Origin of the sequence: Limnobacter humi (assembly GCF_024518835.1) — a bacterium.
Lineage (GTDB): Bacteria > Pseudomonadota > Gammaproteobacteria > Burkholderiales > Burkholderiaceae_B > Limnobacter > Limnobacter humi.
Window position 1 is genome coordinate 110802 of record NZ_JANIGO010000006.1, and the last position, 20570, is coordinate 131371.

16 protein-coding genes and 1 pseudogene are annotated in these 20570 nt (G+C 54.6%); 14 read left to right on the plus strand and 3 right to left on the minus strand.

The features are described 5' to 3' along the window. Positions 1-5 precede the first annotated feature (5 nt). From NQT62_RS14900 to NQT62_RS14915, 4 genes are read left to right on the plus strand one after another with little or no spacing between them, the layout of a single operon-like run. A complete protein-coding gene (locus tag NQT62_RS14900) occupies positions 6-1235 on the plus strand; it encodes a glycosyltransferase family 4 protein (protein WP_256765535.1) in 1230 nt (409 codons plus the stop codon). Beyond that, on the plus strand, positions 1232-1843 hold the full coding sequence (locus NQT62_RS14905) for a GNAT family N-acetyltransferase (protein ID WP_256765536.1): 612 nt from the start codon (positions 1232-1234) through the stop codon (positions 1841-1843). The genes NQT62_RS14900 and NQT62_RS14905 overlap by 4 nt, the downstream gene beginning before the upstream one ends. Next, positions 1840-3021: a DegT/DnrJ/EryC1/StrS family aminotransferase gene (locus NQT62_RS14910; protein WP_256765537.1), complete on the plus strand. Its 1182-nt coding sequence runs from the start codon at positions 1840-1842 to the stop codon at positions 3019-3021. The genes NQT62_RS14905 and NQT62_RS14910 overlap by 4 nt, the downstream gene beginning before the upstream one ends. Then, positions 3014-3607: a sugar transferase gene (locus NQT62_RS14915; protein WP_256765538.1), complete on the plus strand. Its 594-nt coding sequence runs from the start codon at positions 3014-3016 to the stop codon at positions 3605-3607. The genes NQT62_RS14910 and NQT62_RS14915 overlap by 8 nt, the downstream gene beginning before the upstream one ends. On the opposite strand, the gene NQT62_RS14920 is transcribed toward NQT62_RS14915, so the two are convergent. After that, entirely contained in the window at positions 3554-5479 is a 1926-nt protein-coding gene (locus tag NQT62_RS14920) for a polysaccharide biosynthesis protein (RefSeq protein WP_306173707.1), read from the minus strand. The genes NQT62_RS14915 and NQT62_RS14920 overlap by 54 nt on opposite strands. Before the next feature lie 716 nt (positions 5480-6195). Between NQT62_RS14920 and NQT62_RS14925 the strand changes: the two genes are divergently transcribed. The 3 genes and pseudogenes from NQT62_RS14925 to NQT62_RS14935 all read left to right on the plus strand — a co-directional run bounded on the left by NQT62_RS14925 (position 6196) and on the right by NQT62_RS14935 (position 9672). After that, a complete protein-coding gene (locus NQT62_RS14925) occupies positions 6196-7569 on the plus strand; it encodes a lipopolysaccharide biosynthesis protein (RefSeq protein WP_256765539.1) in 1374 nt (457 codons plus the stop codon). 85 nt (positions 7570-7654) lie between these two features. Continuing rightward, the gene (locus NQT62_RS14930; RefSeq protein ID WP_256765540.1) at positions 7655-8392 is read left to right on the plus strand and encodes a class I SAM-dependent methyltransferase; all 738 of its coding nucleotides are present in this window, start codon (positions 7655-7657) and stop codon (positions 8390-8392) included. Positions 8393-8534: 142 nt separating this feature from the next. Next, positions 8535-9672 (plus strand): annotated as a pseudogene (locus NQT62_RS14935) (IS3 family transposase). Between the two features lie 79 nt (positions 9673-9751). Here the strand turns inward: NQT62_RS14935 and rfbC are convergent. Together rfbC and rfbA are read right to left on the minus strand one after the other, a co-directional pair. Further along, positions 9752-10294 (minus strand): dTDP-4-dehydrorhamnose 3,5-epimerase, encoded by a 543-nt coding sequence (gene rfbC, locus NQT62_RS14940; RefSeq protein WP_256765541.1) that lies wholly within the window; start codon positions 10292-10294, stop codon positions 9752-9754. Then, positions 10291-11187, minus strand: a complete 897-nt coding sequence (gene rfbA / locus NQT62_RS14945; protein ID WP_256765542.1) for a glucose-1-phosphate thymidylyltransferase RfbA — start codon at positions 11185-11187, stop codon at positions 10291-10293. The genes rfbC and rfbA overlap by 4 nt, the downstream gene beginning before the upstream one ends. Before the next feature lie 209 nt (positions 11188-11396). On the opposite strand from rfbA, the gene NQT62_RS14950 reads away from it, so the two are divergent. From NQT62_RS14950 to NQT62_RS14980, 7 genes are all read left to right on the plus strand, one after another. Then, entirely contained in the window at positions 11397-12536 is a 1140-nt protein-coding gene (locus NQT62_RS14950) for an MraY family glycosyltransferase (protein ID WP_256765543.1), read from the plus strand. 89 nt (positions 12537-12625) lie between these two features. Then, on the plus strand, positions 12626-15151 hold the full coding sequence (locus NQT62_RS14955) for an SLBB domain-containing protein (protein WP_256765544.1): 2526 nt from the start codon (positions 12626-12628) through the stop codon (positions 15149-15151). A 10-nt stretch (positions 15152-15161) separates the two neighbouring features. Further along, positions 15162-16373, plus strand: a complete 1212-nt coding sequence (locus NQT62_RS14960; protein ID WP_256765545.1) for a GumC family protein — start codon at positions 15162-15164, stop codon at positions 16371-16373. 134 nt (positions 16374-16507) lie between these two features. Next, positions 16508-16792 (plus strand): hypothetical protein, encoded by a 285-nt coding sequence (locus NQT62_RS14965; protein ID WP_256765546.1) that lies wholly within the window; start codon positions 16508-16510, stop codon positions 16790-16792. Between the two features lie 64 nt (positions 16793-16856). Continuing rightward, a complete protein-coding gene (locus tag NQT62_RS14970) occupies positions 16857-17528 on the plus strand; it encodes a hypothetical protein (protein WP_256765547.1) in 672 nt (223 codons plus the stop codon). A 6-nt stretch (positions 17529-17534) separates the two neighbouring features. Next, on the plus strand, positions 17535-20369 hold the full coding sequence (locus NQT62_RS14975; protein WP_256765548.1) for a YjbH domain-containing protein: 2835 nt from the start codon (positions 17535-17537) through the stop codon (positions 20367-20369). Between the two features lie 87 nt (positions 20370-20456). Then, positions 20457-20570, plus strand: a 114-nt coding sequence (locus NQT62_RS14980) for a transposase (RefSeq protein WP_256765418.1), incomplete at its 3' end; no start/stop codon positions are given.

The following is a 20570-nucleotide window of genomic DNA, read 5'->3' on the forward strand; positions in this document are numbered from 1 at the left end:
TCCGCATGTCACCAGAACCCCAGCGCCGCATTCTGATATTGTCCCAATGGTTTCCACCCGAGCATGCGCCAATTGGCTACATGCTCAAGGAATTGGGCGAACACCTGTCCACGACCGGTTTTCAGGTGGAGGTTGTTACCGGTTTTCCCAACCACCCCACAGGCCGTGTTCAACCGCCGTATGCCAAGCAGTGGCGGTTGGTTGAACAACCAAACAACATCACCATCACGCGGTTGTGGCTGTTCACATCCGAACGTCGCAGCTTGCTCACACGGGCGCTCAATTTTTTGTCGTTCGTGCTGCGGGCCTTCCTCTACTTGCTCACCTGCCCCAAGCCAGCCTTGGTGTTTGCCGTGCTGCAGCCGCTACCGGTGGGTGTCATGTTGTTGTGGGTCGCCAAGCTGCGTGGTTTCAAGCTGATTTTCAATGTGCAAGACCTACACCCCGATGTCGTCATCGATCTCGGTCTTGTGCGTAACCCCGTCGTTATTCGCCTACTCAAATGGATGGAACGCAAGGCGTATGCCGGTGCTGACGCCTTGGCTGTCATTTGCGACGGTTTCAAACAGCATGTGCGTAGCCATGGCGCTGTGCAGCCGGTGGCTGTCATTCCCAACTGGATTGATGTGGATGAAATTCATCCCGATCCGGCGGCTGGTGCTGCATTTTTAACATCACATGGCTTAAATCCCAACAAGCCTGTGGTGCTGTACGCGGGTACCATCGGCCATGTATCCGGGGCTCAGGTTGTCATCGACGCTGCCCGGCAGTTGCCCGGCGTTCAATGGCTGTTTGTGGGTGAAGGCCCGGTGCTTGCCGATCTGAAGCGTCAGGCTCACGGCATGAGCCACATTTATTTTTTGCCCTTTCAACCCCGGGCGCAACTCAATGCGGTGCAAAATTGTGCGGCGTTGTCCTTGGTGAGTTTGTTGCCTGGCAAAGGCACCTATTCAGTGCCCAGCAAAGTGCTGGGGTACATGGCTGCTGGCAAACCAGTGCTGGCCAGTGTGGATGCCAACAGCGAAACGGCCCGCCTGGTCGATGATGCTGAATGTGGTTGGGTGGTGCCTGCCGGTGATGCAAATGCCCTGGCCCAAGCGGTACAACAGCTGCTCGGCGATCCAAGCGCTGCAGGCCGCATGGGCCTGCAGGGCCGCTTGTACCTGGAAACTCGATACAGCCGCAGGGCGGTCTGTACCGAGTACGAAACACTGTTCCGGCAAATCCTGACATGACCACCATACGCCCCGCCCATTTGGCCGACATACCCGCCATTGTGGATGTCCACATTCAAGCCTTTCCGGGCTTTTTTCTCACCCTGATGGGGCGCCCGTTTCTGCGCCTGCTCTACCTCGGTTTTTTGCAGTCCGCGCAAGGCATGGTTTATGTGGCGGTGAATGCCCAAGGCGATGTGCTTGGCTTTGTGGCGGGCACCGCGCAGCCGCAGGGGTTTTTCGGGCAACTCTTGCGCAAGCAATGGTTTCGCTTTGGACTGGCCGCCGTGTGGCCGCTGTGTCGCAGGCCGTCGCTGGTGGCCATCAAATTGTGGTCGGCCCTGTTTTATCGGGGCGAAACCCTGCCAGACCTTCCCAACGCTGCTTTGCTCAGCAGCCTGGGTGTGCACCCGCAAGCACACCGGCAAGGGCTGGGGCGCCAGTTGGTGGCCGCTTTTGTGGCCTGGTCAGCCCAGCACGGTTGCCCCGCGGTTTACCTCACCACCGACCAAAGCAACAACACCAAGGCCAATACTTTTTACCTGGAGTGCGGCTTCCAATTGGCAGGCACCTGCAAACGGCCACCCAATCGTATACTTAACCGATATTTACTTCGAATCCAGCCATGAGCGCCTTGCCCTTTTTGCCCTTTGCCCTGCCTGAAATCGGCGAGGAAGAAATTCAGGAAGTGGCCACCTGCCTGCGTTCCGGTTGGCTCACCACTGGCCCCAAAACCCGCCAGTTTGAGCAAGACTTTGAAGCCGTTCTCAATGCCATGAACCCGGATTTACCCCCGGTTCAGGCCATCGCTGTCAACTCGGCCACTGCCGGTTTGCACCTGGCCCTGGAGGCCTTGGGCATAGGCCCTGGTGATGAGGTCATTGTTCCCACGCACACCTTCACCGCCACCGCCGAAGTGGTGCGTTACATGGGTGCCGATGTGGTGTTGGTGGACGTGCTGCCGGGCAGCCTCAATATCGACCTGCAAGCAGCCCGCAAGGCGGTCACTGCCCGCACCAAGGCCATCATGCCGGTGCACTACGCCGGTTTGGCGGTGGACATGCCCGCGCTGCTGGCATTCGCTCAGGAATTCAACCTCAGGGTGGTGGAGGATGCAGCCCATGCGTTCCCCACCCTGCACAACGGCGTGGCTGTCGGCAAATTCAACAGCGATGCCGCCGTGTTCAGTTTTTACGCCAACAAAACCATGACCACCGGTGAAGGCGGCATGGTGGTGTCGCGCCATCCCGAGTTGATTGCCCGCGCAAAAACCATGCGCCTGCATGGCATCAATCGGGATGTGTTCGACCGCTTCACCGCCAAAACACCCAGCTGGTATTACGAGGTGGTAGCCCCTGGCTTCAAATACAACCTGACCGACATTGCCTCTGCCATCGGCATTCATCAGCTGAAAAAGTCCAGTCAGTTTCAGCGGCGCCGCGAGGCCATCGCCAATCGGTATTCAGAAGCTTTGGCCGACCTGCCATTGGTGTTGCCGGAACATGCGGGCCCCAATGGTTTGCACGCCTGGCACCTGTACGTGGTGCGTCTGGCCGACCACACCCCCAAAACCCGCGACGACGTGGTCGAGGCCTTGTACGCACAGGGCATTGGTTGCAGCGTGCATTACATTCCGCTGCACTTGCAGCCTTACTGGCGCGACCGCTATGCCCTCAAGGCGAGCGATTTCCCGGTCAGTCAAAAAGCCTATGAACGCATGTTGTCCATCCCGCTGTACTCAAAAATGACCGACGCCGATGTGGACCGCGTGATTGCTGCCATGCACGCCGTGTTTGCCCATGCCTAAGCGCCTGTTTGACATTCTCGCCAGCCTGGCAGGCTTGGTGCTGCTGTCGCCCGTGCTGGTCGCCATTGCCGTGCTCATCAAGCGCGACTCACCGGGCCCCGTCTTTTTTCGCCAGGAACGAATCGGGCGTGGCGGTGTGCCGTTTCGCATTCACAAATTTCGAACCATGACCGTGCAGGCACCCAGCCTGGGGCCTCAAATCACCGTCGGCAATGACCATCGCATCACCCGCATCGGCGGGTTTCTCCGCCATTACAAGCTCGACGAATTGCCGCAGTTGCTGGATGTATTGCTGGGCAGCATGAGCATTGTCGGCCCTCGGCCCGAGGTGCCCAAATACGTGGCCCTTTACCCTGCAGACATTAAAAAAACCGTGCTGTCGGTTCGCCCTGGCATTACTGACCTGGCGTCCATTGAATACCGAAGCGAAAGTGAATTGTTGGGCCAAAGCAGCAACCCGGAACACACCTACATTCACGAGGTCATGCCGGCCAAGTTAAAGTACTGTGTGCAGTATGTAGAGCAGCAAAGCTTACTGCTCGATCTGCGCATCATTCTCCGAACTTTTTTGGCCATTTTGAAGTAGGGCATTGTGGGTATCAGCCTCGGGTTGATACCCATCCACCAAGCGCAGCAGCAACTGTTTCAATGCGGGCACATCCCGGTTGTTCATGATCTGCTGAAATGCGGCCACCTCTTGTTCTACAGCCTCATCGGGCAAATGGACCTCGTGTGCCTTCATGATTTTCGGATGGTCCGTTGGTTGGGGGTTGTGTCCTATCAACAATTCCTCGTACAGCTTTTCGCCGGGTCGTAAACCAGTGACGCGAATTTCAATGTCCCCGTCGGCGCTGGCGCTCATCTTTGGGGTGTAGCCCGCCAGTTTGATCATCCGAATGGCCAAATCCAGAATGCGAATGGGCTCCCCCATGTTCAGCACAAACACCTCGCCACCTTGGGCCATGGCACCTGCCTGAATCACCAGTTGAGCCGCTTCCGGAATGGTCATGAAGTAGCGCGTCACCTCCGGGTGGGTAATGGTGACAGGGCCTAGCTTGGCAATTTGTTGTCGAAACAAGGGCACCACAGAACCACTGGAGCCCAATACATTCCCAAATCGCACCATGCAAAATCGGGTGTGCACACCCGGTTTGGCCGCCAGTGCCTGCAAGGCCAATTCAGCCAGTCGTTTGCTGGCCCCCATGATGTTGGTGGGCCGCACAGCCTTGTCGGTGCTAATCAGCACAAAATCGGCCACGCCGGTTTCGGCCGCCACTTGTGCGGTAATCCGTGTACCCAAAAAATTGTTGCGTACGCCCTCAAACGGGTTCAACTCCACCAGGGGCACATGTTTGTAGGCCGCCGCATGGTAAACAGTGTCGGGCTTCACCACTGCAAACACCTCACGCAGGCGGTTGGCGTCCCGCACATCGCCCAAAATCGGCGACAACTCAACCCCTCGGTAAAAGCTGTTCACCCGCTGTTCCAGCTCATGGTGAATGCTGTACAAGGCAAACTCGTTGTTTTCCAGCAGCACCAGGCGGCTGGGGCGGGTGGCCAGCACCTGCCGGCACAATTCCGAGCCAATGCTGCCGCCCGCACCGGTCACCACCACCACTTTCCCATGGTTTTTGCGGTTCAGCAGTTCCACATCTGGTGGTACATGGCCACGGCCCAGCAAGTCGTCAATGTCCAGTTCGCGAATGGAGGCATGCTGGTCGCCCAGGGTCAGCCCAGCGGTTTGAATGTGCACCGGCAGGCCCTGGCAGTGCTCAATAATTTGCTTGCGCTTGCCGTCCGAACCTGCACCCAGGGCAATCACCAGGTCCGACACTTCGTAATTCACAATCACATCCCGAAGCTGTTCGCCTGAAAACACCCGGTGGCCCAGCATATTGCGGCCCACCAACTGTGGATCGTCATCCACAAAACCCAGTTGCAGGTATTCCGGCGAGGTTTTCAGGGCTTCAGACAGGCGAATGGCCTCATCGCCGGCACCCACAATCAGCAAACGCCGGCGCAGCAGGCGCAGGCGTGGGTCCACCCGGGCTGACAGTAACCAAAACCTTGCGAACATGCGCGAGCCCGTCACAAAGGCCACCAGAATCAGCGGCTGCAGCACGCCCAGCGAACGGGGCAGGGGGTTCACATGGAACAGCAATAGCCAAGCGGTATACCCGCCGGCATACACCCCAATGGCCTTCATGATCTGTTTGAGTGCAGCCAGGTCGGTGTAGCGGAATATGGCTCTGTACAGCCCAAAATGAATGAAAATTGGCAGCGCCAGCATGGGCCCCAGCCAATACGGTATCCATTCATTGCCCTTGGGTACGTGAAGGCCGTCAATGCGCTGGCTAAAGGCCAGCCAGGTGGCCAGTACACCCAACGCAATGTCCAGCAGCATCACAACAGATTGCTTGACTGGGCGGGGCAGGTTGGTGAGTTGTTCTGAGGTCAAGGTCGTGGGCTATTTGTCAGCGGTCAGCAATGGGCTTGATGTTAAAGCACTTCAGCTTGCCCAGTCTTTGATTTCATCAAACAGAGACGCCTCTCGATGAAATTAAGGACAACCTGCAAACCTTTTACGTCCTCGCACGTTAAAATCGAGCTACTGCCACTGTTCATTCCACCTATGCCCACCCAAATGCTGTTCGAATGCTGGTATTTAACCCTCCAGAGCTGACCTAATGGGTGTTGGAGGCCGTTCGTGAAGCCAACCCACCTCGCGTGTATGTTTAAGCTTCAAACTATGGGGTTTTTCGAGATTGGTACAGGTCTAGGGGTGAGCATCATGGCGGCGAGCATGGATGCACTCTGATGAGAAAATTGCGGATTGACCAAAAATACGTTCGGGTAAGTCGACATTTAAAACTTAATTTGATCGGATGCACCGCTTTTTTGCGTTTAATTGTTGACCTGGTGTATTGATGTAAACTCGTAAGGAAGGATCACCCATGGGCAAATGCACATCTTAAATTCGGAGGCGACTCTGTCGTCTTAGCTCAAAACTTGGATTTGAATTTGCTTTCCGGCCCTGATACGCCTCTCACCTCTGGGAAGATATGCGACCAATTCGTTTTCCGATATTGCTTTGCGTGCATATTCTTTCTTGAGACGGAGCTATATTCCAGCACTTCTTCAAGTCACCAAGCTCAATCGGTGTTTACCCAAGCCATGGCAAGACAACTACTAACTCGATTGCGCCAATACTTTCGATTGAAACCATTCGATCTCAGCACGCCTGCCGGAATAGATCGCGAGCGCAATCGAGTGGCACTGTTGTCGATGTTAACCAATGCGGCCAGCAAAGGAACTTCCATGTTGCTTGTTTTTGCAGGCATTTCATGGACATTACCATACTTAGGTACTGAGCGCTTCGGTGTCTGGATGACCGTCTTAAGCTTAAGTGTTGTACTGTCATTCATGGATTTGGGTGTTGGTAACGCATTAACAAATCAAATATCGAAGGCTTATGTTGGCCCTCGACAGTTGTTAGTCGAGGCTTACACCGGCGGTTTGTCTGTCATGGCAGCTCTTGCGCTACTGGTGTACTTCATTCTCAGAGTTGCTGATCAATTCATTCCCTGGGAACTTGTTTTCAAGACTGTCAATCCGGCTGTGCTTGCTGAGGCTGAGCACGCTTTGCTTGTTTTCTATGCCTTATTTGCTGTTCAGCTTTTTTCCAATGCTGTTTTGCGAGCGCATGCAGGTATGCAAAAGGCTTATCGGGCAAACACATTAAACATTTTGCTCGCCTTGTTAGCCATTCTTTTACTGCATTTCGCAGCTCAGAAAAAAATGGATGTTGATGTGTTGTTAACCATCACATTGTTACCTGTCTGTGCATCTGGGTTTTTGATTTTTGCCCGTCAACTCTACAAAGGTATTTATGATCCTCGCTGTGTAACTCGATCTGTTCGCGAGCATGGATGGCCGGTGCTTTCAGTAGGGGGGTTGTTTTTGATTCTTCAAATTGCCGCAATGGTCGGTTGGGGGGCGGATACTCTGGTCATCTCATCGATTGTAGGTGTTGGCGGTGTTGCTGCTTTTGCAATTGCACAGCGGTTGTTTCAATTTGTATCGCAGCCTTTAAGTATCATTAATGCACCGCTTTGGCCCGCTTACGCAAATGCACATGCCCAAGGCAATCTCGCTTACGTCCGTCAATTATTTCAAAGAAGCTTGCTTATTACGCTAGGCTTTGCAAGCACTATGGCTTTACTGGTGGCTTGTGCTGCGCCATGGGCTATTCAGCACCTGTCCAAATCTACCGTGCAGCTTGGTGTTGTTTTTATTGTGTTGTACGCGATGTGGACCGTCATTGAGTCGGTTGGTAATGCACTTGGAATATTTTTGAATGGTATCGGTGTCATTCGATATCAGGTCATCATTTCTTCTCTGTTTGCGCTCATTGTATTGCCTTTAAAAATTTCGTTGACATATCACTACGGTATTGAAGGCCTTGTGTTTGCCAATATTTGTGCCTATCTTCTGCTGGTAGCCTTGCCATATATTTATTTATTCCGTACCAAACGCATCAGCGTTTAATTAATTGAAATCTTCGGATCTAGAGGAAGAAATGGATTGTCCTATATGTAATGCAGCGCTCGAAATAGTGTTTTCAACAAAAGTCATGCGGAAGTATGACGCCGATTTCGAGCATTGTCCTCAGTGTGGTTTTTTGCGAGCACACAATCCGCATTGGCTTGAGGAGGCTTACTCATCGGCTATTGCTGATGCAGATACCGGGCTTATTCGACGTAACATATCCATAGCGGCGAAGGTTGCGGGAATTTTGTATTTTGTGGTCGATACTAAACAGTCTCAAAACATTTATTTGGATGCAGCTGGTGGATATGGCACCTTGACCCGAATGATGAGAGACATTGGATTTAATTTTTTCTGGTCAGACAAATACTGCGAAAATATTCTTGCCAAGGGTTTTGAATACCAGCGTGAAATGGGTAACTGTTATGCGGTTACTGCAATGGAAGTCATGGAGCATCTGGTTGATCCTGTATCGTTTGTGGAAGAGGCCATCGCCTCTGTGAACGCCGATTTATTCATTTTTACCACTGAGTTGTATTCAGGCGGGCCGCCCCAGCCCGACAAATGGTGGTACTACGCGTTTCCAACTGGGCAACATATTGGCTTCTTCCAGCAGAGAACCTTGGAAGCCATCGCCCATCGCCTGGGTTTGTATGTCATCAGTGCAAACGGTATCCATGCATTTTCCCGTCAGCCGTTGAGTTGGTGGAAATTCGCGTTCGCAACGCATCCCATTTGGTCACGAATATTGGTTCCTTTTATTTCAAGGAGTATTGGTTCCCTTACCACACCAGACCACCAGAAATTGATCGGAACCATCTAGGAATGCGAATCGTATTTGATTATCAGATTTTTTCTGGGCAACCGTACGGTGGGATTTCTCGATATTTCTATGAGTTGGCTGAATCGCCCCGCTTTCCCTAGGCACTTTTTATCCTCACAATACGTGCCAGGAGAAATGTGCAATGCCCAAGATTCAATTCACCGAAGAATTCCGTCAAGAAGCCATCCGTCAAATTGTTGACCGAGGCCGCCCCGTGGCCGAGGTCTCTGCCGCGCTCGGTGTGTCAACCCATAGCCTGTATGCCTGGCTGAAGGAGTTCAAGAAACCTATCGAAGTATCTGCCGCCGAAGAGGAGGTCAAGCGCCTGCAGGCTGAACTTCGCAAAGTTACCGAGGAGCGCGACATCTTAAAAAAGGCCGCCGCGTACTTTGCCAGCCAGTCAAGGTGAGGTACGCATTCATTGCCAGGGAAGAACCCAATCACGCTGTTAGAACCCTGTGCAAGGTGATGAATGTGAACCGTAGTGGCTATTACGTATGACAGGCCAATCCAGAATCGAAGCGCCAGAAACAGGACACCAAGCTGCTTGGCTTGATTAAACAAAGCTGGTTGGAAAGCGGTTCCATTTATGGCTATCGCAACGTGGCTGACGACCTTCGCGACATTGGCACCAAGTGCGGCAAACACCGCGTGTACAAACTGATGAAGCAAGCCAAGCTTGCTTCGCAGCGTGGCTACAACCGAAGGCCTTACATGCGTTCTGGTGCCGTGGCACAGGCTGCACCGAATCGTCTTGAGCAGAACTTCACAGTGCACCAGCCCAATCAGGCCTGGGTTGCTGACATCACTTACATCCGCACCCACGAGGGCTGGTTGTATTTGACCGTGGTGATTGATTTGTTCTCAAGACAAGTAGTGGGTTGGTCAATGGGCTCAAGAATCGACACTGAACTGGTTATCAACGCTTTGCTGATGGCGGTTTGGAGACGTAAACCCAAGCAGCAGGTGATTGTGCATTCTGACCAAGGTTGCCAGTTCACCAGCAAAGAGTGGCAGGACTTTTTGACCACCAACAGGCTGGTGTGCAGCATGAGCCGCCGAGGAAACTGCCACGACAATGCGGTGGCAGAAAGCTTCTTTCAACTGCTCAAGCGCGAAAGAATTCGACGCCGAACCTTTGACACCAGAAATCAGGCTCGAGAAGAAATCTTCGATTACATCGAGGTGTTTTCAATCGAAAGCGCAGGCACTCATTCACCAACGGCATGTCGCCTGTGGATTTTGAAAATCAATTTTTAACGAGGCCAACGAGTGTCTAGTTAACTCGGGGCGATTCACCCGCGTGATTTGTTCGGGGCGGATTAGTACGTCGAAGCACCATTCTTTTTGTGAGCTGAGTCAGCAGTCAAAAGACTTCCATGACATACCCTCGGAGTCCTTCTCACTCACCACCGGCACACCGTCAAACTGCCAGTCAATGCCAAGCGCGGGGTCGTCCCACTTCAGCACCACCTCGTGTTCGGCGCTCCAGTAGTCGGTCACTTTGTACTGCACCAGGGTGTTGTCTTCCAACACATAAAAGCCATGTGCAAATCCGGGCGGTAACCACAGCAGTTCCTGGCGGGCACCGCTCAACTCAAACGCGGCCCATTGCCCAAAACTCGGGGAGTCACGCCTTAAATCAACCGCCACAGTTCGAGTGGCACCACTCACCACCTGAATCAGTTTTCCTTGCGCATGTGGTTCTGTTTGGCAGTGCAAGCCGCGCAACACGCCTTTGTGGGACACACTTTGGTTGTCTTGCACAAAGTGCACGTCCAGCCCGGTTAGTGCTTTAAAAGCCTGCTCGTTGAACAGTTCACAAAAAAACCCCCGGTTATCAGCGTGCACAGTGGGCTTCAGCAGCAGGGCACCACCCAATTCACGTCGCACAATGTTCATCTCAGCACACTGTCTTTTAGCAGGCCCAGCATGTACTGCCCGTAACCACTTTTGGCAAAAGGTTTGGCCAAGGCCTCCAGTTGTGCATCGTCAATCCATCCATTGCGCCAAGCCACTTCTTCTGGGCAGGCCACTTTCAGGCCTTGGCGTTTTTCCAGGGTTTGAATAAATTGCGAGGCTTCAATCAGGCTGTCGTGCGTACCGGTGTCCAGCCAGGCATGGCCACGCCCCAGCACTTGCACAGTCAATTCACCCCGGGCCATGTAAACCTTCATTAGGTCCGTTATTTCAAGCTCACCGCGTGAGCTTGGTTTCAGGTTGCGTGCAATGTCTGGTGCTTTTTCATCACAAAAGTAAAGCCCAGTCATGGCCAGGCGGCTGCGTGGCTTGGCGGGTTTCTCTTCAATCGACTCGGCTTTTCCATCGGCACCCAGTTCCACCACGCCATACCGTTCCGGGTCTTGCACGGGGTAGACAAAACAGCTGGCACCTTCCGTTAAATCTGCCGCGGCTTTCAGCTGGGTAGCCAGGTTGTGGCCATAAAAAATATTGTCACCCAGCGCCATCACACTGCCGCATCCGTTCAAAAACCGTTCACCCAGGGTGTAGGCCTGTGGAAGCCCCTCTGGCGCGGCTTGCACGGCGTAGTCAAGGCGCAGCCCCCACCTGTGGCCGTCACCCAACAGTTGTTGAAAACGCGGGGTGTCTTGCGGGGTCGAAATCACCAAAATGTCACGCAAACCTGCCAGCATCAAAGTGCTCAGCGGGTAGTAAATCATGGGTTTGTCGTACACCGGCATCAGTTGCTTGCTCACCGACAGGGTGGCAGGGTACAAGCGTGTGCCGCTGCCGCCCGCCAGTAATATGCCTTTTTTGGGTGTGTTTCCTGTCATGGTTGCAGCGCCAAATTGTTTGAAATGTTGGGTATTTTCAGCCGAATTCTACCGACAATTTGACCTTTGAACCGGGTATACAAGGCCATCACCTTTGGTGCTACACTGATCACCCGCTGATTAGTTGCAGGTTTGTTTCAGCGCATTGCAATCGCCCGGTAGTAAATTTTGCAATATGTAAATAATTATTCTACGCAATACACAAGGGTATGGAAATCACTGTTCAATTTCTGCCGCTGGCTGGCTTGGGCCTGTTGTGCGCTTTTTTCACAGCCGCCTTTCTGGCGGCCACCAAGCGTTGGCATGGCGAGCTCAGTCTTGATGGCTCCACCGGCGTTCAAAAATTCCACACCACCCCAACCCCCCGCATTGGCGGCTTGGCATTGTTGGTTGGCTTGCTCGTGGTGCACGCCAATGTGCCAGGCACTGCGCTGGGTAACAGTGTTTACCAAACACTCACCTTGCTGTTGGCAGCCGGTATGCCGGCCTTTGGCATCGGCCTCATGGAAGATTTCACCAAGCGCGTGTCCGTCAAAATCCGCCTGTTGGCCACGGCGGCCAGTGGGCTGCTAGCCGCTTTGTTTTTGGGTGTGGCCATTCGCCAGGTGGATGTGCCAGGGCTTGATTTCCTCCTCACCTTCGCACCCTTCGCCCTGGTGTTCACGTCGTTTGCGGTGGCCGGCGTGTCCAACAGCATCAACATCATCGACGGCTTCAACGGCCTGGCCGGTGGTGTGGTGGTGCTTATTCTGGGCACCTTGGGCCTCATCGCGTATGAAGTGGCCGACCCCACGGTCATGGTGTTGTGCCTGCTGGGTGCTGGCGTGGTGCTGGGTTTTTTGCTGGTGAATTTTCCGCGCGGGTTTATTTTTCTGGGCGATGCAGGTGCCTACAGCCTGGGTTATTACGTGGCCATGATGGCGGTGCTGCTGGTGGCCCGCAACCCGGGCGAGGTTAGCCCCTGGGCCATGCTGCTGGCCTGTGGTTACCCGGTCATTGAAACCTTGTTCAGCATTTACCGCCGTGTATCCCGCCGCCGCCGGCACAACCCCGGCGCGCCCGATGCTTCTCACCTTCACAGTTTGGTGTACCGCCGGCTGGTGTCCCGCAAAATCATGCCGGGTGCCAAAGCCTGGAAGCGAAATGCAGCCACGTCGCCCTTCATGTGGGTGTATGCCGCCGTGCCCATGCTGGGTGCACTCACGTGGCCCGATAGCTTGCTCATGGTTTTGGCTTGGTTGTTGCTCAGTTTCTCGGTGTACCAGCGCGTTTACAAACGCATGGTGCGCGGCAGTGTGTTTTTTCGCAGCAGGCAGGCCCATCAATCTGCACTGTCTGAAAGGCCCTAAGCCAACAAGGCTGCCAATTGCCGTTATGCTGTTGTCAGCCTAAACAACCCTTGCACGCATTTCATGCGGTCGCATTTTCCGTCAAGCCCATGTTGAAATCCATTCGCAGTTCTCTCCGTGTTGTTACCCTGGCCGCTGTATTCTCAGCCTGCGTTCTGGGCGCACCCGCCAAGGCTCAGCAAAGCCAGTTGCCGTTTCCGTTCATGGACATGTCCCAGCAAAATGCAGGCGCTGCCGGGCAGGGTGGGGTGGGGAACAATTCGTTGGGCGATTATCCTCAAGGTGTGGACACCAACCGCATGCCTCGGGGTGGTGTTGCGGGGGCAAACAGTGGTTTAAACGGCGGCCAAACCAGCAAGGCAAGTTCAAACACGGCCACCCAGGCTGCACTGGTCAAGCCCTTGCCTGAACGGCCCATCGGCCCCTTCCAACGCTTTGTGCAGGAAACCACCGGCCGCCTGCTGCCCCTGTTTGGCGAAAATGTGTTGCAAAAAACAGTCGACCTGAACGACCTTAATACGCCGGTGTCGTCCGACTATGAAATTGGCGCTGGCGACGAGCTCTTCATCAGTATTTGGGGGGCAGTGGATGTGTCGGTTACCGCCACGGTCGACCGGGACGGTCAAATCAATATTCCCTCGGTGGGCACTTTCCCGGTGGCCGGCGTTAAAGCGCGTAACCTCGACCAACACTTGTCCAACCAGGTGGGCAAATACTTCCGGAACTTCAAGCTCAGTACCTCGTTGGGCAAGCTGGGTGGGGTCAGCATTTATGTGGCTGGTCAGGCGCTTGCGCCCGGCATGCACCGCGTTGCCAGCACCAGTACGCTGGCCTCGGTGTTGTTTGGTGTTGCACAACCAGGCTTAAACGGCAGTTTTCGGGATGTGCAATTGCGCCGCGGTGGTGAAACCGTGGCCAAGTTCGACCTGTATGAACTGCTGCGCAACGGCCAGCTCAGCGGCGACCGCAAACTGCAGTCCGGCGACGTGGTGTATGTGGGCGCTACCGGCCCGCGCATTGCCTTGAACGTGGAAGGCCCTGCGGCCGCCATTTTTGAACTCAAGCCGGGCGAAACCCTGCAAGACGTGTTGCAAATTTCCGGCGTTGACCAATCCTTCCTGCGGAAAGACCAAGTGTTGATTGAGGGCTTTAGCGCGCAAACCAACGCAGCAAACCCCCAGGCACCCCGCGCGGTTGAACAACTGGCTTACGCCCGTGCCCTAACCGAGGCCAAGTTGAAAGACGGCGACATTGTGACCCTGTTCCAAAATCGCTTGGCCTTTTCCAACGACGTGACCCTCAAAGGCAATGTGGCCGACCCAGCCCGTTACCCATACTTTGACGGCATGCGGGTTGCTGATTTGGTGCCCAACACCGACGCGCTGATTCGGCCAGATTACTTCCGTAAAAAAAGCGCCTTGGTGGGTTACAACAAGGACTTGAACGACAAAGCGCTATTGACTGACAAGCGCCTGTACGACAGCTTGAGCTTTGAGGAGCAGGCCAAGTTTCGCGAGCGTTTGCGGCAGGAAAAGGTTGACCTCCCGAAAAACACATCCGTTGAATCGGGTTCTCCATCCGCAGAAAAGAACAACGAAAACAAAAACCAGCAAGACCCCAAGCTCGAGGTGGTTGAAGACACCATTCGCAACCTGTTGCCCTCCATCAATTGGGACTATGCCGTGATTGAACGGCTGGACCGCAAAGAACTAAAGCCGGTGCTGGTGCCCTTCAACCTGCGCAAGGCCATGGCCAAAGACCCTGAACACAACCTGGCCCTGCAACCGGGGGATGTGGTCACCATTTTCAGTGTGGAAGATGCCGACATTCCGAAAACCCGCAAAACAGCGCTCATCAAGGTGACGGGTGAAGTATCAGCCCCCGGTTATTACCAGGTGGCACCCGGCGAAACCCTGCGGGACGTGTTGGTCAAAGCCGGCGGCCTGACTGAAAATGCCTTCCTGTTTGGCACCAAGGTCACGCGAAAATCCATTTTGAAGCAGCAGCAAGAGCAATTCCAAAAGGCGCTGGACCAAGCCGAGCGCCTGCTGCTGGCAGCCACCAACAAAAATGCTGCATCGGCATTGAACCCAGCTGAAGCAGCCAACGTGCAGGCCCAGGCCGTGCAGCAGCGTGCTTACCTGGACCGTCTTCGTGGCACCAAGCCCGATGGTCGGGTTGTTGTGAATGTGCAGCCGGAGGCTACACGAATTGCCGAACTGCCGCCCCTGGTGCTGGAAGACGGCGACACGGTGGCCGTGCCTGCCGTGCCCGGTCAAGTGGGCATTTATGGCTCGGTATACACGCAAGGTGCATTTGCCTACCAAAAAGGCAAAACCGTGTTTGATTATTTGAACCTGGCTGGCGGCGCCGCCAAAAGCTCCGACACGGGCTCTATTTTTGTGCTGCGCGCCAACGGCACGGTGGAAAGCGCCCAGCAGGGCTGGATTCCTTTTGTGAGTGGCCTGCGTGGCGAGCGGGCTTTGCCGGGTGATGTGATTTACGTGCCGGAAGACTTTGAGCGGGTGTCGTTCATGAAAGGCTTGCTGGACATTTCCCAAATTTTCTATCAAGTGGGCTTGGGCGCAGCAGCGGTCAACGCACTGCAGAAGTAAGGGGCGCAGCATGAACAACCCCAATCAAACCCCTGAAATGCTTGAAGACGACGAAATCAGCCTGCTGGAATTGGCCACCACCCTGGGCCAGGAAAAAAAGCTGATTTTTGGCTTGCCAGCTGTTGCGGGCGCGGTGGCCATCGTGGTCAGCCTGTTGCTAACGCCGGTGTTTACCGCCAAAACCACCTTGATTCCACCCCAGCAGGGCGGAGGGGGGGCCGCTGCGGCTGCATTGGCTTCACTGGGCGGGTTGGCTGGCTTGGCTGGCATTAGCGCACCGGGTGGCAGCAGCGAAACCGTGGTCAGCATGCTCAACAGCCGCAGCGCCCGAGACATGATCATCGACCAGTTCGACCTCATGAAGCGGTATGACGTCAAGTTTCGCGAAGACGCCTACAAAGAGCTCGAAAAGCGTGTTTTGGTTGCATCGGACAAGAAAAGCAATGTCATCACCATCGAGGTTGATGACGAAGACCCGAAATTCGCAGCTGATATGGCCAATGCCTACTACCAAGTGCTGAAAAAGCTGATGACCCGCGTGGCCGTTACCGAGGCCCAACAGCGCCGCCTGTATTTCGAAGGCCAATTTCAAAAGGCCAAGCAGGATTTGTCCGAGGCCGAGGTCAAGTTGAAAGAGGTGTCTGAAAAAACCGGTTTGGTGGAGCTAAAAGCCCAGGCGGAAGCATCCATTCAAGCAGTGGCTCGTTTGAAGGCCGAAATCGCCCAGCGTGAGGTGCAATTGGGGGCCATGCGTACTTTTGCCACCCAGCAAAACAGCGATTACCAACGCGTACAAGCCGAATTGGCCGGCCTAAAAGCGGAGTTGGCCAAAATGGAAGCTCGGGATGGCGGTAAAAACGGCAACGCCGATGTAGGGCTGCTTAACGCCGGTAACCTGCCCAGCCAGGGCTTGGCTTACGTGCGTGCCCTGCGGGAAGTCAAGTACCAAGAGGCCATTTTTGAAATTATGGCCAAGCAGTACGAGTTGGCCAAGGCCGATGAGGCCAAAGACGGCGGCAACGTTCAGCAGTTGGATGTGGCCACTCCACCAGAACGAAAAAGCAAACCCAAACGGGCGCTTATTGTGTTGGGTGCAGTGTTGGGTGCTGGCTTTTTGGCGGTGTTGCTCGCACTGTTAAAAGGTGCTTTGCGCAATGCGCAAAGCACGGACGAAGCCCGGCAGCGCTGGCAGCAGTTTAGGCAGGCCTGGCGTTTCAAATAAATGTCAGCACCCAGGTTGTTGTGGGGTGTTGTAGCGTAACCCTTACACGGTACGCCGTTTCTTTGCCAAAGTGTTTTTTTTGTTGTACCTTCTGTAAACGCGCGTTTACAAACCTTACGTAAGAGGAAATTAACATGAAGAAATTGATGGTGACAGCGGCCCTGTTGGCCATGACCAGTGTTGCGTTTGCCCAGTCTGCAACTGGCGTTGAAGCCAGCGGTGGCGCTGCGGGCGGTACGGCTGCCGGTGGTGCAGCCGGTGGTGTGGGCGCAGGTGCAGGTGTGGCCGGTGGTGCTGCCGTGGGTGGCCTTAGCGCCGCTGCCGTGGCTGGTATCGCTGTGGGTGTTGCTGCTGCCGTGGCCGTAACCAACAACAATGACAACGCCACTGCAACTTCCACTGCAACATCCACACGTTAATTCGTGATTTTGCAGTCAAAGGCCCCGCAAGGGGCCTTTTTTATTGTGTTTACCTGGAGCACGCGTGCGTATTGTATTGTTCGGTTTGGTGTTGTTGATCACTGCATGCAGCACTGTGGGTGGCGCTGCGTTTGACGTTGCTCAGGCCTATTACCAGTCCACCACAGCGCCCAGCTACCGCAACGTTTCCCTCAACCCCACCTACCGGTATCTGGAAGTACAAACCGGCACAGCATCGGCCTTGTTGGTGTTGGCCGAGGTAGATCCTTCCCCCGGTACTGGCCAATTTCTGGAAACCTGGGCCAGTGCCCAGCAACAGGTGCTGCGTACCCAGTCGGGTTTTTTTATGGGGGCCAGCGGTATTGCGCAATTGCCCACCCAAGTGCAGACCACTTGGATGAACAACACGGCCAGCAGTGCCGCTTTTAGCTTCCCCCCGCAAGGTGTGCATGGCTTGCCTGTTCAGTGGAAACCGTGGCCCAGTAACCCGGTGGTTGTTGCTGACACACCCCTCTATAAACGGGCTCAACAAGTTTCCAGTTTGCAGGTTCAAGCTTGGCAAGGTTTTGCAGAACAGCCACAGGCGGCGGGCAATAGTCACATTCAAAGCTTGTTACCCCTTACTCAAATTGTGGCCACCGACCCCACCACTGGTCAGCTGGTTTACGGTCAATTCTGCATGGCCAACAACACGTGCGTGGAATATTTGCTGCGCACCGCTCAACGTAATCTTTAAGCCGTTATGTCCAACTTCCCCAGGCATCGTCTTTCTTCAACACAGCCACGCCTGTTAATCCTGTTGTTTGGCGCTTTGTGGGCAGGTCACGCGCAGGCCGATGATGCAGCTGCACCAGTGGGCTCAGCCAGTGAGCCCGCCGTTTCCACTCCATTCAATATTCAAGCCGGTGAACGGTTGTCGGTTTTTCTGCGCCGCAATCAGTGGGTTCCCGGCTTGGCTGAAATCAAAGGCGTTTACTTGCCCGCCACCCTGCTCAATCGGCAGGCCTTGGTTCAGGCTCAGGCGTTGCAAAAAACACAACTCATCACCAACCTAACGCTGGCCAGCGCCCCGCCAGCGTTGCTGCAATGGGTACATGGCTTGCCGGTGACAGGGCGTTTGGTGCTGAAGTCGGTGGATGCGGATGAACTGGCCCTCAAACCGAATTGGGACCCACGGCTACAGCCGGGCGATGCAGTACAAACCATGGCACCCACTAGGGTAGTGGGTGTGGTATCCAGCCGTGGTTACTGTGCCGTTGCTTACCAGCCGGGCGTTGAGGCAACCCAGTATGTTCAAGCATGCCAGGCAGACCAGGCTGTTGACCAAGTGTGGTTGGTGCAGCCCACCGGGCAGGTGGTACCCCTGTCTGTGGGTTTGTGGAATGCCCGCCAACAAACCGTGCCCATGCCGGGCGCCTGGGTATTGGCAGTGCCACGCACAGGTACGGTTAACGCACCATTGGCCCAGCAAGTGGCTGAGTTTATGGCCACACAGGGCCAAGCGCCAGCGGTGGGGGGTGTTCGCGCATTGTCTGCACAGGCTCAAACGGTAAGCCCACTTCGCGATTTACCCATTAGCAGTAGCACTTGGGGTTGGGTGGGCTTGTTGCAAACCCCCACAGCCCGCATGCGGCCAGCTGGAAGCGCCAGCATTACGGCCAGCCGAGTAGAGCCCTACAGCCGCTACAGCTTTATATTGCAGCCCTTCGATTGGTTGGAGGGTGGGTTCCGCTATACCAAAATTACCAACCGCCTGTTTGGTCCACAGGACTTTAGTGGCAACCAAAAATACCTGGACAAAAACATCGATATCAAGCTGCGCTTGATGGAGGAAACCGCTGACCTGCCGCAGGTGGCCGTTGGTTTAAATGACATCGGCGGCACAGCATTGTTTTCCAGCGAATACCTGGTGGCCAACAAACGGTTTGGTGACTTTGATACCTCTTTGGGTTTGGCATGGGGGTATTTGGGTTCGTCAGGCATTTTGCGCAACCCCCTGGGGTTGTTGGCCAATCAATTTGATACCCGTCCAGCCCCCAATGTTGGGCAAGGTGGGCAGTTAGGTACAACCAGTTTTTTTCGTGGCCGTGTTGCACCATTCGGCGGCGTGCAATGGCACACCCCGTGGGACAACTTTACCGTCAAGCTGGAATACGACGGCAACGACTACAAAAATGAACCCTTGGCCAACCCACAAACCCAAAACAGTCGGTTCAATTACGGTGTGGTGTACAAAGCCTCCAACTCGGTGAATTGGCATGTGGGGGTTGAGCGGGGCAACACCCTCAGCGTGGCCATCAGCCTGTTTGAAAACCTCAGTACCTTCAGCACCGCCAAGCTGAGCGACCCCAAGCCCTTGGCTGTAACCACCACGCCACGCCCCAACACGGTGGACTGGAAGCAAACCCTTCAAACCCTGCAGCAGCAAACAGACCTGAATGTAAATAAAGTGGAGCAGCGGGGCAGCGAGGTGAAGTTGAATGTGCGCAATGGCCGCGCGGCATATTACAACCAAACGGTGGAGCGTGCTTCTGAGGTGTTGCACCAAGATTTACCCGCCAACATCAAGTGGTTTACGCTGGACTACGAGCGCAATGGTGTTGACATGGGGCAACATGTGGTTGACCGCAACAAGTTTGTTGCCCGCCGCACCGAATATGCATTGGAAACCGCCAACGGTGAACAACCTGACCAAACCGCGGTAGAGGGTTATCACTTGCCCTACAAAACCCTGTACGAAAAGCCCAATGAGCGTTTTAAAAACACTTTTTCTTTGGGCTACCGCCAAATACTGGGCGGGGCCGACGGGTATTTGTACCAGTTCTCGTTGGCCAACGACACGCGACTAAATTTCACCGACAGCACTTGGCTAGATGCACGGCTAAGCTACCGCTTGGTGGACAACTTTGCCAAGTTCAAGCAGGTGGGGGCCAGTGCATTGCCACAGGTGCGCACCAACCTGCGGGAATATGCAATCACTTCCAACTTCACCATTCCCAACTTCACCTTAAAGCACATGGGTAGCCTGGGCAACGGCCATTTTTATGGATTGTATGGCGGCTTGCTGGAAGACATGTTTGCTGGTGCGGGTGCCGAATACTTATACCGCCCATTTGGCAGCCCCTTGGCGGTTGGCGTGGATGTTAACCGCGTGCGGCAGCGTGCGTTTGAGCAAAACTTTAAGCTTCAACCATACCAAGTGAACACAGGGAATGTAACTGCGTATTGGGACACGGGCTATGAAGGCCTGTTTGCAACGGTGAGTGCAGGGCAGTACCTGGCCGGTGACAAGGGCGTCACGGTGGATCTGTCACGGGAGTTTAACAATGGCGTGCGCATGGGCGCATTCGCCACGCGAACAAACGTGAGCGCAGCTGATTTCGGTGAGGGAAGTTTTGACAAGGGAATTTATGTGACCATTCCATTCGGTGCTTTTTTCACGAAGAGCATACCGGGCAATGCGAACTTCTTGTGGCGTCCTATAACGCGCGATGGAGGGGCAAAGTTGGAGCGTGGATTTAGTTTGTACAGTGAGACTTCTGTGAGGAGTCCGAAAACGTTTAGCTACCGAGAGTAGGAAAACTAAATACGTCATGACCTGCACCGGATTTTTCGATCCAGCGTGACTTAACTACAATGGTCTCTCAACGCAGTGAGAGACGACATGAAACGAGCCCGATTCAGTGATGAACAGATTGTTCGAATCCTGAGAGAAACAGACAAAGACACGGTCGTGGAAGTGGCCAAACGCCACGGTGTTAGCAAACCGACGATTTAC